Origin of the sequence: Vibrio sp. T11.5 (assembly GCF_027587155.1) — a bacterium.
Taxonomy (GTDB): Bacteria; Pseudomonadota; Gammaproteobacteria; order Enterobacterales; family Vibrionaceae; genus Vibrio; species Vibrio neptunius.
On record NZ_JAPPTP010000001.1, the window covers coordinates 145994 to 161120 of the forward strand.

Genomic DNA, 15127 nt, shown 5'->3' on the forward strand with positions numbered 1-15127 from the left:
TGTCAGGTACCTAAACACTAGGTACCAAAATTAAGCAAAAGCGAGTGCTCTTATTCAGCTAACGCTTCTCGCAGGCTTTTCGGACGCATATCAGTCCACACTTCATTAATGTGGGCAAGGCAAGTTTCTTTATTGCCAGTAACACCAACGGCTTTCCATCCGTTAGGAATTGGATGATAAGTAGGCCAAATGCTGTACTGTTCTTGTAAGTTGATAACGACGGTAAATTCTGTGTTTGGGCTGTCAATACTCATAATATCCTCAACTAGATCGTTGTTCTTATTGTTTTGGTTTTCTGGATTGTTGTTTGGTTAAGCGACGACACTTTCTACTGCTTGTTGAGCTTGTGATTTATCAGCAGTGTCCAGTTCCGTCAGTTGCCCACTGTCCATTTTGAAAATGCGATCTGCCGCATCGAAGTAACGGTCATCGTGGGTAATAGCGATTACAGTCACACCACGCTCTTTAAGCAGAGGCAGTAACTGTTGGTAAAAGACTTTTCTAAAGCGAGGGTCCTGATCTGCCGCCCATTCGTCGAGAAGCATGCAGCCTCGCTGTTCAGCAATGGCCATCAATAACGCAAGACGCTTACGCTGTCCTTGTGAATAACGAACATCCGACAAGCGACCATTCTGTTGAGTCACTTTGTGGCTCATTTCCAGACGATCCATCCACTCTTTGATATCGGCCTCTGCCACATCTTGGCCTTGTCCATTGGTGATCTGGTGGAACAAATAGAAATCACTGAATACGGTAGAGAATTGCTGACGGTAGTCAGACCAATTGTGTTCTACCATCTGCTTTCCATTTAGGAGGACGTTACCAGAGTGCGGGCGATAGAGACCTGTTAGCAAGCGAGCAAACGTAGATTTACCGCTGCCATTACCACCAATGATGAAGATCATCTCACCTTTCGAAGCTTTAAAATTGATTGGGCCAACTTTAAACGGACGGTCATCGCCGTCAGCGCGGTATTCATAAGTCACTTGCTGGAGATCGATAGCTTCAAATAGTTCTGGCTGCTCGTTAGCCTCAACAAGGTTTTCATTGTCACTTAGGTCGAGCGATTCAAGTTTACGCATAGAAATATTGGCGCTAATCAGACCTGGCAACGCACCAACCGCAGCCATAAGCGGCATGCGCATAAACAAGATGACCAGAGCAAAGGTAGAAGCAACGTCAAAACCGGCCCAGCCTAAACCCAGCGCCAGATAAAAGTTGAGGCCAATCAGTGCCAGTACAATCGTGTTGGCCATGTTGGCAGCAAAACCGTTGTAGATGTCCGCTCTTGTAACTTCGTCTCGATAACCCGCAGCATTTGAAGCAAACTCATCCTCGAAATAACGACGTGCGCGACTAGGGTTAAGTGATAGCTCTTTACGACCATCAATTAATGCCTGATAGTCGTGATAAAGCTTGTCTTCCAACTCACGAACCTGACGGACGTGGAAAGTGATACGAGTCACCAACCAATAGCCGATAACACCAGTCACACCTAACATCAGCAGGCTTACACCAAATAGAGGTAGTGAAAGGAACGCGAGATAGGATAATGCCACTACGGTAAGTACTAAGCCGTAAATCATTTCCGGCAAGGTAACGAAAGCAATAGTGATGTTGCGAATGTCGGTATTCAGTGATGCTAGCACCCCAGCACTACCAACATCTTCTATTTGTTCAATATCCGTGTTGATCAGTTGCTTAACCAATTGACAACGCTTGGAATAGACAAATTGGTGGCCTAACTTGTGAAGTGACACCTGCGCGACGGTCGCCGTAATCAATAGCAACACCAGCAATCCAGCAAATTGCCAAATGGCACTATGAACACTGGTTGTCTGGCTCAATAGTTCATATTGAATAAAAGCAATCACGCCAATACTGAGAAAGGCACTAGCCACGCTCAGCAAAATAACCAAAGCGAGTGCTTTATGCTGTTTATGGGCCAACTGAAAAAGTAATTTCATCTCAAATCCATGTGTTAATTATTATTGTGATTATCATTATCAACAAATTTTAAAGCAGTATTAAGGAAAGCTGAGCATTACCTCCCTCATCACTATAATTTAGAGCCTGCGAAGCCCCCACATCAGGTACATGCCGCCAATCAAAGACGCCACCAAACCGGCTGGGACTTCTTGTGGGTACAATATTTGGCGTCCTAGCCAATCAGCCAGAAGCATTAATCCCATACCAACAAGCGCTGAACAAAACAGATGTTCTCTTGCTCGGCTAAAACCAAAAAAACGAGCGAGATGTGGTGCCATCAAACCGATAAAACTCAATGGGCCCACAACGAGAGTGGCACTAACTGTCAGCAATGCAACCAGCAGCAATAGTAAACCTCTCGCCCGCCCTACTCTAACTCCAAGTGCACGAGAGCTGGCCTCTCCCAAAGGCAAAATGTCCAGCCAGCGAGACGTTAAGAAACTGAACCCAACAAGCACAAAAGTCGCAACAGCTAACGGAAGTAAGGTCGCCTCTGTAACATAGTACGTTGAGCCAGAAAGCCAAGCTAGGACTTGGTAGCTCCTGGGGTCACCGCCCGCCAACACGAAGCTTTGTACCGCATTCATCAGAGCAGTAATAGCAACACCGGTTAGCAGCACACGTTCTGGTTGGAAACCAGACTTGCGGTTCAAAAGAACAATCACAGACAGCGACGCCATTGCGCCTACAAGTCCACCTATATACAAACCAACGAGACTAACGCCAATGCCAGAGAACATGGCAATGATCAAACCCAAAGCGGTACCCGAACTGATGCCAATCACTTCAGGGCTCGCCATCGGGTTACCACTTAAACGCTGGATCACAGTACCTGCGGTAGCCAGCATCACACCTGCTAAAGCTGCGGCAACAAGTCGGGGCCAACGCCACTCGAGCAAATCCCACTCGCCAGAGAACACTAGCCACTGCCAACCGGAGCTTTGAATGGAAGTGGTACTAAAGATAAATAGAGCCACTGGAATAACGAGCGCAATCAATGCAATGGCATGACGATTAAGGCTCTTCACACGCTCACTGTGACGTGTCATGACCGTTTGCGTCTCGGTTTGGCTGCGCATCGACAACCTTGGCAGTAACCACAATAAGAGAGGAGCACCTAATGCAGCAGTTGCGGCACCAGTTGGCACAATCATAGCGGCAATACCTGGCAGCTGCTGGATAAGCAGATCCGTAAGCGTTAATAGCAAACCACCTAACAGCATGGAGACGATTAACTTAGGCACAAGACGATGTACACCGGTTGCGCGAGCAATTGCTGGAGCAGCGAGGCCTACAAAGCCGATCACCCCGACTTTAGCAACCACCCATGATGTCAGTAAGACTGCGAGACCAAGACATATGACGCGCAGCTTCGCCAAAGACACGCCAAGACTTTTCGCGCCTTCTTCAGATAATTCCAACAAGGTTAACGGCTTAACGAATAAGAATGAAATACCAATCGCTAACCCAAGCCTTGGCGCGAGGTAAGCAATATCTGACCACCCTGTCTGGACGAGTGAGCCCGCCCCCCAAATCATTAAGCCTGCTAGCTTATCTTGATTCATCATCAACAGGACAGTGCTGACGGCGCCGAAATAGAGGTTAATGACCAAACCCGACACCACCACAACTGTCGGTGACAGAGCACGACGCCATGACAGTGCAAACACCAGTGCCATTGTTCCCACGCCACCAAGCAAAGCAATCAGTGATTTAGAAAATGTCAGTAACCAAGGGGCATACAAGGTTGCCATCATCAGAGCAAAACTGGCACCGCTTGCCACGCCTAAAGTGGATGGTGACGCCAAAGGGTTGCGCAATACTTGCTGCATTAGTACACCAGCAGCAGCCAACGCCGCACCTGCAATCAGTGTCGTGAAAAATCTAGGCCACCAAGTTAAGTGTAATCTAACCGATTCTGGCGACATCCAATCTGCTTGGAAAAGGCTATTCACGCCTGCTGAAAAATTGCCCGAAGCATTCAATTGGAAGCCTGCTATTGTCAGCATAAATACCGAGAGTATCGCAACAAGACTTAGAGATAAGATTCTCATCGGGTGACCTCCTCATTCAGTGCAGAGGTGACCAAATTAGCGAAACGCATCGCTGAAGGTAATCCACCAAAACTCCATGTCGGTTTCACTGTGATGACTGGACGACCTGTTTGTTCAATCAAATATTGCCAATACTGGTCTTGAGCTAAATGCTCAGTCACACCAGCAGGAAGAGGTTCTATGACGATAAATTGGGCATCAATACCCTGTAACTTATCCAAACCTGTGAGGGCAAAACCCCATGCGTTAGTGGCTTTGTCCCAAGCATTTTGAATACCTAATTGATTCAATGCCACTTTATAGATGCTGTTCTCACCAAATACTCGAACATGCTTGGTATCCATGAACTGTACTAAAAGCACTGGAGGCAGGTTGTCTGGCAGCACTGCCTTGAGGTCATCTAACTGAGCTTCACTATTAGCGATAAGCTGTTCAGCTTGCTTATCAGCATTAACCTCTTTTGCCATACGACGTGTAAAATCCGTTACAGCATCCCAGTTAACTTCACCCACTTTATACAAACCAAGAATTTTTACCGGCGCAATACGAGACAGTTGGGTCTCAAGCGAGGCGAAACGGGGAGAAAGGAATATGGTGTCTAGGTTCAGTTCAGATAATCTTTCTAGATTAGGTTGAGTGCGCAAGCCAACGTCCACGGTCCCATCTGGTATTTTCGGACTTCTCACCCAGTCGTTGTAATCGGATTGCTGGGCCGACGCAACTGGGTTAACTCCGAGAGCGATCATGGTTTCAGTCTGAGACCAGTCAATGGACATCACTCGCAACTTATCTTGTGAGGGACTTGAACCAGCCATTGCTGGCATTACGACAGTCAATGCAGTAATACCTGCGATTATCGTTCGTTTAATGTTTAGCATGGCATGGCAACCGGATAGCCAGCAGCGTGATCGGTGATCTGCATTTCGATGCCATAAATATCGTTTAACTGCTGTTCGTTGAACACCTCAGATACCGGACCTTGCGCTATCATCTCCCCGCTGTGAAGTGCCACGATATGGTCGCAGAAACGAGCTGCCATATTGATATCGTGTATCACGATAAGAACGCCTAATTCGAGTTCAGTGGCCAATTTCTTTATTAGCTCAAGCATTTCTACTTGATGAGCAATGTCTAGCGCTGACAAGGGTTCATCCAAAAGCAGATATTGAGTCCTCTGAGCCAAGAGCATAGCCAACCACACTCGCTGACGTTCTCCCCCAGACAAAGTATCAACCAATCGGTCTGCATACTTTTCAGTATCCGTCATCTGCATCGCTTGTTGAATGAATGCTTTATCTTGCGAACCTAAACGTCCAAGTAAGCCGTGCCATGGGTAGCGACCAAAACTCACTAGGTCTTTTCCTGATAGACTATCAGTAGCAGGCAAATGTTGAGGAAGGTATGCAATTTTCTGTGCGAATTTCTTATCAGACCACTTCGAAACTGATTTTCCTTGCAGCAAAACATCACCACTGGTGGACTGTTGCTGCTGTGCAAGAAGCTTAAGTAGCGTTGATTTACCTGAACCGTTGTGACCAACAAGAGCGTAAATCTTGCCTGGTTCAAAATTCATATCAAAGTCTGACAACAAATCTCTGCCGCCAACGCTAAATGCTAGTTTTCTAGCTTCGAGCATATCCTGTCCCTTAAACTCTCTTTTTACATAGGGTTAATCAATAAAAAACGACTGATTAACAAGACGGAAGTTATATAACAGTAAATAGACAAATGCAAACCATTTTCATTTGCAATTATATCCACAGTTGGTAAGGTATTTGTCTGATATATAAGGCCGTATATTGGTTTAAGAGTTGCAGATTTAAGAAATGAACACGCTGATTGAAAATTCTAAAAGTAAACCAAGCTGGCTGCAAAGACTCTCAAGCATACCCTTTACGGTTAATCAAATGGAGCTGATTGTCTTCATCGTGGCCTATGACAAGTCACTCTTCCCTAAGTCACGTTACCCAGTTGAGACGCTACCCTACTCCATCCAGAAGGCGAATATTTCACGACAAGCTGAGTTTGTCGCAGGCCGCGTTGCCACCCAAAATGCTCTCACTCGTCTTGGGGAGTCATATAAAATAGGCATAAACTTGGATCGTTCTCCCGATTTTCCAGTTCATCTTCACGGCTCAATTTCCCACAGTGAAAACTACGCGGTTTCAGTGGTTGAGAGGAAAGAAAAGCTGGCGGCCCATCATATTGGCGTCGATATCCAACGTCTCCTTTCAAGTCAAGAAGTGCAAGATACCCACTCATTTATTGCGCGAGAACAAGAGATAAACTTGCTCGTTCAAACGGGCCTGAGTCGCAATGAAGCGGTCACTTTATTGTTTTCAGCGAAAGAAGCACTCTACAAAGCGATCTACCCTCAAGTTGAGGAGATCCTTGAGTTCGATGTTGTTCGATTAGTGAAAAGTGGTGAGCACTGTTTAATGTTCGAATCGAACCAGTATCTGATTTCGAAGGGAGTTTCTAGGACTTTGGAAAGTCGTTATACATGGTTTCAACAGTGTGTGATTTGTCTATCTAAAGTAGCGGAATAAAGACGGCAGTGCTAGAAACTGCCGTATTGGCTCAACCTAATGACTTATCTGATAAGTCCGAGCCACATTTTCTGCAACGTTGGCTAGATTACTTGCCGCTTCATGAAACGCCTCTTGCAGTGACATTGGTCTAGGCAAACAGGCATAAACAGCATCAATACCATGCTCGTAGACCGCTTGAAAATGATTTCCGGTACATCCTGCTATGGCGATAACGGGAAGATTAAATTGCTTAGCGAGTTTCGCTACACCCACAGGAGTTTTTCCATGAACCGTTTGGTCATCAATTTTGCCTTCACCAGTGATCACTAAGTTTGCACCAATCAATTTCGATTCTAGCTTAACCGTATCTAAAACAATCTCTATGCCGGGTTTTAAAACCGCATTTGCGTAGCCAAGCAAAGCCGCGCCCATTCCACCAGCTGCACCAGCACCAGCCGCAGTAAGCACATCAATACCAACATTTTTTTCTGTTACTTGGCCAAAAATCTCTAAAGATTGATCCAGCAAGGTCACATCTTGCTCAGTTGCCCCTTTTTGTGGCCCAAAGACAGCGGATGCACCTAGAGCACCACAAAGAGAGTTGTCTACATCACATGCGACGACGACCTCACATTGGTGTAGTCGCGGATCCAGCTCGGAAGTATCAACCCTTGCTAAGTTTGCTAGGCTTGCACCGCCAACAGGCACAAACTCTTCACCTGTTTTATCTATAAAGGTAACGCCTAATGCAGCAAGCATTCCTGCACCAGCATCATTAGTCGCACTGCCACCCAATCCGACAATTAGTCTACTAATACCTTGACTTAACGCATGCTTAATCAGTTCACCGGTACCAAAGCTAGATGTAATTTTAGGGTCTCGCTTTTCTGCAGGAACAAGGTGTAAGCCACTTGCCTCTGCAATTTCGATCACCGCGGTTTTGCCGTCACCCAGCACACCATAACAAGCTTGCACAGTCTCACCCAATGGTCCTGTTGTTTCAGTGAACACTTTTTGTCCTGATGTAGCGTCTATTAAAGATTGAACCGTTCCTTCGCCGCCGTCTGCCACTGGCACTTTTACAAACTCAGCATCAGGCCATACTCTTTCCAATCCCATCTGTATTGATTGAGCCACTTCTACTGCGGTCAAACTTTCTTTAAATGAGTCTGGTGCAATCACAATCTTCATACTGGCTTAATCCTTTCTACTACCGACGACAGAAATTATGCAACAAAGCCAGCGCTGAGTCATTGTGCAAACACACAACAAAATAAATTAAATTAAACTTATTTATGGTTAAAATGCACAATTCAATTAAGTTTACCAAGTTGAATGGCCAAATAAAGCTGCGCCATATGAGAGAAATCTGTTGTTTCAAATCCTGTGATTTCAGTGATCTTGTCTAAACGGTATTTCAGAGTATTCCGATGGATAAACAATTTAGATGCCGTACCATTTGCGCTGCCATTAGCATCAAAGTAGGCCTCCAAGGTCGCGGTAAGCTGGCCTGATTTATCATGTTCGGCCAACATCTCTGTCATTTGTGACAGTTGTTTTCCCTGCCAGGTTCCATGCAATGGCGCTAACAAAACAGGCAACTGATAGTCATCGAGAAGGTACACCGTGTCCTTAGGACGCGCCGCTTTCCCTATTTTCATTACCTGAAGCGCAGACTGGTAACCAGTTTGCCATTCCTCAAGACTGTGAGCAAACTTACCCGTTGATACCTTTAAATTTCGACATGGTGTTTGCTCTAACCAGTGAAACCACTCATTCACGCTATCCGAGCTTAAAGGCTGTTCTGTTGGAACAAAGATGATTAAATGGCGTGCTGACAAATGTGCACAAAGGTGATGACCCGGCTTTTTATAAAGACGTTCTGTGAGTGTTACTGTGGAACTGTCTTGAGTAGGCATTTCGACAAGGAGCAGATCCCATGAGCTACTCGGATCCACCGAGATTTGTTCAGCCCCATCTCGCATTTCGCAAGGAGAAAGGCGCCCTGCAAGACAGGCCAATATGAACTCATCTCTATATCGTCTATCACGTTGAACTTTCTCCATCAAATCCGCCTGGTCGATGATAAGTTCAGCCGTCATTGCTACAAGTTCAGCCATACCACGAATCTGATTGGGTTCCCCAGTGATACCAACCACACCTAGAATAGTATTTTTATGTTTGAGCAGAAGGTTAACACCGGGTCTAACGCCAGAGAGAAGTTTACAATCTTCAGTGGTCACTTCGACTGAAGCTTTTCTGCTTAATGCCAACAATGCCCCATCATGTGTCTGACCAATACGCGAGCTTTCTCCACTTGCGACCACAAGACCTGCATTGTTCATCACATTAATGTTGTAGCCAATAATCGGCATTGTGCGATCAACAATTCGTTGAGCGAGTTGAGCATCTAGCATGATCTTCCCTGAACTCTCTTATATTTGTAATTGTATTTGAGAGAGTCTGACAGATCTATAACTTTGCTCCTACAAGATTTTTATTGTTTTGCAAAAAAGTGACAAACGCCCCCCTCTCGGCGCTTGTACTGGTTTGATTTCCTACCAAAACGAAGATTCATCAGTTTTGATTGCCTGTTTTACGACATAATTTTGGTGTTTAAAGACCTCAACAAAGCTAAATACATATAAATTAATCATATTTTAATAACAATAACGCCCTCAAAAATTAATATATCAAACATTGATTTTTAAATAGGTTAAAAACAATGAAAACTCTAATATGCCGTTCTACTCAGTCATTTCTGGATATGTGTGATAATAAACTCGTTGCAGGTGCAAATGTACACTGCACGTTTAAATTGCTAAAAGATGATGTTTCATGGATGCAAAACTATTTAATTGAAAAAGGAGGAAATACGCTTTCTGTAACATCATTTCTTCAAGACGTTTAAATAATTAAAATATGTATAGTTTTTAAGGGGCTTCATTTCTTTCCCCCATTTCCGAAGCCCTATTTTTAAGCAGTTTGTCGTAAATAAGTCAGAAATACCGCAAATAAGATCTACATACCGTTACAAAGTCTGTTTAAGTATAGCGCTATGATTGTGCACCAGATCACTAAACAAGTACATAATTATACTAATTTAGATATAAATTACTCTTCATTTATCAAAATAATAACTAGAACATAAAATGATAAATACGATTAATACATGTTACTTTAAAAGGAAAAAATATGACAAAACAATATTATATAGACAGTTTTCGTATTCCTATTGGTAACTGCGTTCTCTGTCGAAGCGACACAGGTGCGGAAATAGTATTAGATACAAACAAGTCCTTTTCTATCACTCTACCAGAGAGTAGCGTATTAAAGAAACTGATTACTGAAAAAGATAGCGTCGTAAGCAAAGATGACTTAATTTCTGAAGCGTGGGGAAGACCAGATATTATTGGTCCCAATTCTCTCCCCGTAGCCATCACAAACTTAAGAAAAGTCCTGGAGATGGACAACATAAAAATCGTCAATGTTCCAAGGAAAGGTTATCGCCTAGATTTATCTGAACATGAACCGACATTGGAACCTATTGAAGAAGAAAGCAATAATATTAACCTCGGAATCTCAGGATCTATATCAAAAGTCAAACTATACCTATGCTTTATATCGACTATAGTTACTGTTTATAGCATTTTCTATATTGCTTTCTCGTGGGTGAATCTTGATTGCTATACAGACAGTCAAACCACTGTGTGTACTATTGAGGGGGAGGACTTCAATCCTCAAATAATGAACAACAAGTCAGGTCGTTATTTTTACTCGTCACAATCTGGCCTTATGGAGGTAGAGTAAAGTGGTCAAAAAGCTCGTATCTATTTCCTTCATCGCTGCTGGAGCACTATTGCTCGTTATTTCATACGCTTTCTTGAACGGCTCGACCTGCCAGTATTCAATCAGTCTGCATGTTCCAGACGATGACAGAGACGTTTTTATGACCTGCTACCGAGGCAAGGTCGTCGCTCTACAAACCAAGCAAGACCAGCAAGGGAACTTCTTATCTAAATGGAAAGTTGAAGCGAGACAATTGAGAATTGGTGAGCAAACGATCTATTTCGTTTACTCAAGGACAAAGCTCATTGATGACAAACAAGAGGACACCAATGACCACTACAATCAAATATCTTCCGGCTATAGTTTTTTGTTCTACCGCTTGATACGCCAAGGTAATGATATTTATATATTTCAGTCTTTTCCACGCTTCTACATTCACAAAGGACAAATTGAAGGGAAGCTTGATTTCTGGGGGTAACACCCGTACGTTTAGCAGGGTGGCGGATTACCCTGCTTCGCCAGAAAAAGCGACCATCAAGTGTTCGAGAAACAATGTGAGGCGTTTAGGTTGATAATTGCGGTCACGATATACAGCATAAAGTTCAGAGTCATTCACAGACGAGATGGGTTTAAAGTCGACGCGAAAGTCTGGTAACAGAACGCGCAATCTCCCCGCACTAACATCAGCTTCAATATCTAATCTCGATTTTAGCGCAATACCAGCGCCTTCCCTAGCCCAGCAACGTATTACCTCACCATCATCCGAGCAACGAAAGCTCGATATTTGCTGGGACAAACTCGACTTGGACTCTCTATGCTGAAAGTACCACAGCTTCATTTCCTGTTCGTTGCGCAGTAAAGATAAACATTGGTGTAACTGAAGTTGTTGAGGGTCACTCAGCAAACCGAAACGGTCAATATAAGCAGGAGAAGCAACTAATACACGCTCGCTGACAGCCAGTTTTCTGGCAATCATTCCACTATCTGGAGGAGAACCATAACGAATCTGAACATCGACGTTGCTTTCCGACAAACTAGATAAATTATCATGTAACAATAGATGAGGCACAACTTTGGGATATAGGCGCTGAAAGGTATCGATAGCGGGCATCACAAACTGCTTTCCAATATCTTTGGGGGCTGAAATTCGGATTAGTCCTTCCACCTGAACGACCGTGTTTTGCAATTTTGCTTCTGCTTCACGAACACTTTCTAATATCTGCAAGCAAGAATCATAATAGCTGTGACCAGAATCTGTTAAAGCAACATGGCGAGTGCTGCGGTTGAGAAGCTTTACGCCATGCCTTTCTTCAAGGGCTTGAAGCCTTGCTGTTACACTTGCCGGCGACAACCCCATCTCCCTACCTGCACTTGCTAACCCTTGATGCTTTATAATCAGGGTGAACAACTCCATATCCGCCAACTTATCCATTTTCTCTCTCACCATTGTTTTAGTTTTGGTAAAAAATAGAGCATTTTTTAAGTGATTATTATAAAAATCGAAAACCACGTAAGGTAACCCCATGGTGAATTTTAAACACACCCTGTAGGTCTGGATATTCGCTATATCTGTATCTAGGTTTAGCACTGCTTAATCTTCATTGCCGAAATATAAACCGAGTACCTGTTCCGTGGACATCAGTAAACGATACACAGGTTGTCATGCATCGCCAACACTTAAACAACGATATTCTTCGGACCTACTCATTCTACCTATCTTGCCATGCGAAATAAAAAGCCTGTCTTACTGTCCAAGTCGTGGTTCACTTTTACATCAAACAGTTCCATTTTAGTGACATGCGGAGTCAAAGTTGGGTTTATCTTTGGCCTTTTATGCAATAGTTAGGTGGCTTAATTGGCTTACGCAGTACGTACTGTTGGACAGCACAAAGTCCTATTTGTCCGGTGTGACAGACTTTATTTTCAATGTCACTCAGTCGCCAACCTTCCAGCATTGAAATGGTCTGTCATCAAGCACAGTATTGGAGGGCAGGAACTCTCTATAAGAGTCAATTTCCCAGCCTTGAAATATCTGGAGGGGCTATCCAATAACGTTTATCTTAGAGTTGCGTTGCAACACCGCGATATGATCATCGATTAAAATAAAAGCCGACTCATGGCCGGCTGTTGTTATCTATACTGGCTCGAACTCTGCGTTAAAATGCCTCAAAACAGGAGGTTCATAGGTAAACTTTAAGCCAGTCATACTTGGCGCTCTTTCTTTCACTTCTTTGAAGGCATCAATCACATAATCGAGATGCGCTTGAGTGTATGTTGCCCGCGGCACAGCAAGCCGAAGTAGTTCCGTTGGACAAGGCAATTGCTCTCCAGTTTCTGGATCTCTGCCCAGCAGTAGCGAACCAATTTCAGCGCCACGTATTCCTGCGGTCTTGAATAGCTCACACGCTAAAACATGGCCGGGGAATTGATCCGACGGAATATGAGGTAAGATCTTGCTCGCATTGATAAAAGCAGCATGTCCCCCAGCTTGTTGGCACTCGATCCCCAGACTTTCCAGTCCATCAACCAAATAACGAATTTGCTGTAGTCGAGACGCCAGCCATTCTTCACGCATGCCGTCATAGAGACCCACAGCCAATCGCTCCATAGCTCCGCCTTCAAGGCCACCATATGTCGGAAATCCCTCTTGTAGGACGCATAACGTTCGACATTCTTGGAAAACATCAGACAACCGATCGTCTTTGAAACCCAACAGACCGCCCATAGGAACCATAGCGTCTTTCTTTGCCGACATTGATAAGATGTCTGCGTATTGAAACGATTCACGCGTGATCTCGGCAATGGTCCAATCTTTGAATTTTGCTTCACGTTGTTTCACAAAGTAAGCATTCTCTGCGAACCTTGCACAATCCATTACAACAGGTATGTCATAACTTTTTGCAATTTCATAAACGGCTTTTAGGTTAGCGATAGAGACAGGCTGCCCACCCGCAGAGTTACAGGTAATAGTGCTCACAATGTAGGGGACATTTTGGGCACCAATGTCCTCTATAGAAAAGACCAGCTTTTCAATATCAAAGTTGCCTTTAAAATCCGCTTCTACTGATGTATCAAACGCTTGTTCTGTCGGAACATTGACCACTCTACAACCATGTCGTTGGGTATGACCTTGGGTGGTATCGAAGAAATAGTTTGAGATCGCAGCCATATGCTGTCGCTCTAAACCTTTTTCTCGCTCACGTTTGTTGATTAATGCTGGCACATAAAGCTGCTCAGAGCCCCGTCCTTGGTGAGTTGGAATAGTATGTCGATATCCAAAAATATCCGCTACTGCTTCCTTCAACACAAAATAGCTTCGGCTGCCACTGTATGCTTCATCACCTTTCAGTGTCGCTGCCTGCATGTTTTGGGTCACAGAGCCAGTTCCACTATCAGTGAGAAGATCAATAAATACGTAGTCGCTATCCAGTAAAAACGGATTGTAGCCAACTCTTTTTAAAGCTTCTTCTCGCTCTTGACGCGTTGTTTTACGTACAGGTTCAACTACTCGGATCCGATAGGGTTCAGGCATGTAGTCCATACGTTGGTCAGTGCTCTTTACACACTGCGCTTTACAAGATTCTATTCGATTTGGCATAAGAATTACCTTCTGTTTATGTTTTTAGTTATTTAAGCGACTAAGTTGCATATCCTTTAGCCGCTAACTCAAACATAGGGTCGGAAGCGAAATCAGAAGAGTAAGTTATATGTAAATAATTCTTAAATCATCGAAATTGCCAAGCCTGACTGAAACTAATATCAGTCGTTAGTGAGCCCGATATTCACTTGGTATTGTACGCTTTCCTTCAATCAGCACACTAACCTACCAAGACGTTCCTGAATTGCAACTTGGGTTTCTTCAAGCCAAGCATAGCGTTTAGTATATAAGCGTCGCTTAGCTTTCTTCAGTACATTGGGATCCTTTCGGGCAGGGTGCAGAGGTAGCTGATACAAGTACTTTGAAACCTCTACTCCACCATATTCTGCCCATAATTCAGAATAGTTGTACGTGATACTGGAACGCTTAGAACCTATATATCTCAACGCTTGGTATACATGGCCTTTATTTGTAATGCCGTACACCGATTCAACACCCCATTCCCGTGCTAGTATCAAAAGCACTTCAAGCATAAGTGCTTTGGGACGCAGCCCATACATTCTTTTCGTCAAACCCTTAATAATTTCGCCACGATCGGCAATGTGGTCACCAGGGCCTTGCAAGGCTCCAATATGAATCTCGCGTTTTGGTGAAGACGAAATATTGAAGGCTAAAGTGAATAGGTCATGTTTGTTTTCATCGACCAATTTTAACGCCAAAGATCCCTCCCTTTCGGGACCCGCACACAGCATTAATCTGCAATTATTTACCATCATCAAACACCACCCCTCTTCAGAATAAAAGTCGAGGAATGCGCTTCCATACATTAGGTGCAGAGTTTGAAAATGCTCATAGATTTTTGCCGCCCTTTGATGAGGGCGCCACTTTAGACAAACAAATGGCTTTAAAGGCTTTTCAAACATCCTCGGGTTGGTCTCTTTGATGGGACGAAATTCAGGCTGTTCAAACAACTGCTGCATTTGTTGAAGCACATTGGGTTTAAACATTGACCACAAACAAAAACGACCGTTATAACGAAGTTTTTTTAATCCACGAATTTCTGGGTACACACTCTCAGCAACGCGAGGGAGGGATTTCAGGAAATGGAAATAGTTTACAGACATAAATTCACTAATACTGAGAAGCATCGATTAAAAACAGAGTAA

Annotated in this window: 14 protein-coding genes; 4 read left to right on the plus strand and 10 right to left on the minus strand. The window is 43.9% G+C overall.

Translation table 11 applies throughout. The annotated features are described in order from the left end of the window. Positions 1–50: 50 nt before the first annotated feature. The 5 genes from OH455_RS00665 to OH455_RS00685 form a co-directional block, all read right to left on the minus strand. On the minus strand, positions 51–254 hold the full coding sequence (locus tag OH455_RS00665) for an MbtH family protein (RefSeq protein WP_206368758.1): 204 nt from the start codon (positions 252–254) through the stop codon (positions 51–53). 57 nt (positions 255–311) lie between these two features. Continuing rightward, positions 312–1967 (minus strand): multidrug ABC transporter permease/ATP-binding protein, encoded by a 1656-nt coding sequence (locus tag OH455_RS00670; protein ID WP_269979955.1) that lies wholly within the window; start codon positions 1965–1967, stop codon positions 312–314. A gap of 99 nt (positions 1968–2066) precedes the next feature. Next, positions 2067–4043, minus strand: coding sequence for a Fe(3+)-hydroxamate ABC transporter permease FhuB (gene fhuB / locus OH455_RS00675; RefSeq protein WP_269979956.1), 1977 nt, complete (start codon positions 4041–4043; stop codon positions 2067–2069). Beyond that, positions 4040–4921: an iron-siderophore ABC transporter substrate-binding protein gene (locus tag OH455_RS00680; RefSeq protein WP_269979957.1), complete on the minus strand. Its 882-nt coding sequence runs from the start codon at positions 4919–4921 to the stop codon at positions 4040–4042. Before OH455_RS00680 ends, fhuB begins: the two co-directional genes overlap by 4 nt. Then, positions 4915–5679, minus strand: coding sequence for an ABC transporter ATP-binding protein (locus OH455_RS00685; RefSeq protein WP_206372769.1), 765 nt, complete (start codon positions 5677–5679; stop codon positions 4915–4917). Before OH455_RS00685 ends, OH455_RS00680 begins: the two co-directional genes overlap by 7 nt. 271 nt (positions 5680–5950) lie before the next feature. Here OH455_RS00685 and OH455_RS00690 point away from each other — a divergent pair, with 271 nt between their 5' ends. Beyond that, positions 5951–6592, plus strand: a complete 642-nt coding sequence (locus OH455_RS00690; protein WP_269979958.1) for a 4'-phosphopantetheinyl transferase family protein — start codon at positions 5951–5953, stop codon at positions 6590–6592. A gap of 36 nt (positions 6593–6628) precedes the next feature. Here the strand turns inward: OH455_RS00690 and OH455_RS00695 are convergent, their stop codons facing one another. Beyond that, positions 6629–7765, minus strand: a complete 1137-nt coding sequence (locus tag OH455_RS00695) for a glycerate kinase (RefSeq protein ID WP_269979959.1) — start codon at positions 7763–7765, stop codon at positions 6629–6631. Between the two features lie 122 nt (positions 7766–7887). Beyond that, positions 7888–8991 carry a sugar diacid recognition domain-containing protein gene (locus OH455_RS00700; RefSeq protein WP_269979960.1) on the minus strand — a complete coding sequence of 368 codons (1104 nt, stop codon included), beginning with the start codon at positions 8989–8991 and terminating at the stop codon, positions 7888–7890. A 778-nt stretch (positions 8992–9769) separates the two neighbouring features. Here OH455_RS00700 and OH455_RS00705 point away from each other — a divergent pair. Next, positions 9770–10384 (plus strand): winged helix-turn-helix domain-containing protein, encoded by a 615-nt coding sequence (locus OH455_RS00705; protein ID WP_269979961.1) that lies wholly within the window; start codon positions 9770–9772, stop codon positions 10382–10384. A 1-nt stretch (position 10385) separates the two neighbouring features. Then, on the plus strand, positions 10386–10841 hold the full coding sequence (locus OH455_RS00710) for a hypothetical protein (RefSeq protein WP_269979962.1): 456 nt from the start codon (positions 10386–10388) through the stop codon (positions 10839–10841). 27 nt (positions 10842–10868) lie between these two features. Here the strand turns inward: OH455_RS00710 and OH455_RS00715 are convergent, their stop codons facing one another. Continuing rightward, a complete protein-coding gene (locus tag OH455_RS00715) occupies positions 10869–11795 on the minus strand; it encodes a LysR family transcriptional regulator (protein ID WP_269979963.1) in 927 nt (308 codons plus the stop codon). 423 nt (positions 11796–12218) lie between these two features. Here OH455_RS00715 and OH455_RS00720 point away from each other — a divergent pair, with 423 nt between their 5' ends. Continuing rightward, a complete protein-coding gene (locus tag OH455_RS00720; protein ID WP_269979964.1) occupies positions 12219–12464 on the plus strand; it encodes a hypothetical protein in 246 nt (81 codons plus the stop codon). 33 nt (positions 12465–12497) lie between these two features. Here the strand turns inward: OH455_RS00720 and tnaA are convergent, their stop codons facing one another. Both tnaA and OH455_RS00730 read right to left on the minus strand, forming a co-directional pair. Continuing rightward, positions 12498–13904 (minus strand): tryptophanase, encoded by a 1407-nt coding sequence (gene tnaA / locus OH455_RS00725; protein ID WP_269980328.1) that lies wholly within the window; start codon positions 13902–13904, stop codon positions 12498–12500. Between the two features lie 269 nt (positions 13905–14173). Continuing rightward, positions 14174–15085: a VirK/YbjX family protein gene (locus OH455_RS00730; protein ID WP_269979965.1), complete on the minus strand. Its 912-nt coding sequence runs from the start codon at positions 15083–15085 to the stop codon at positions 14174–14176. Between the last annotated feature and the right edge of the window lie 42 nt (positions 15086–15127).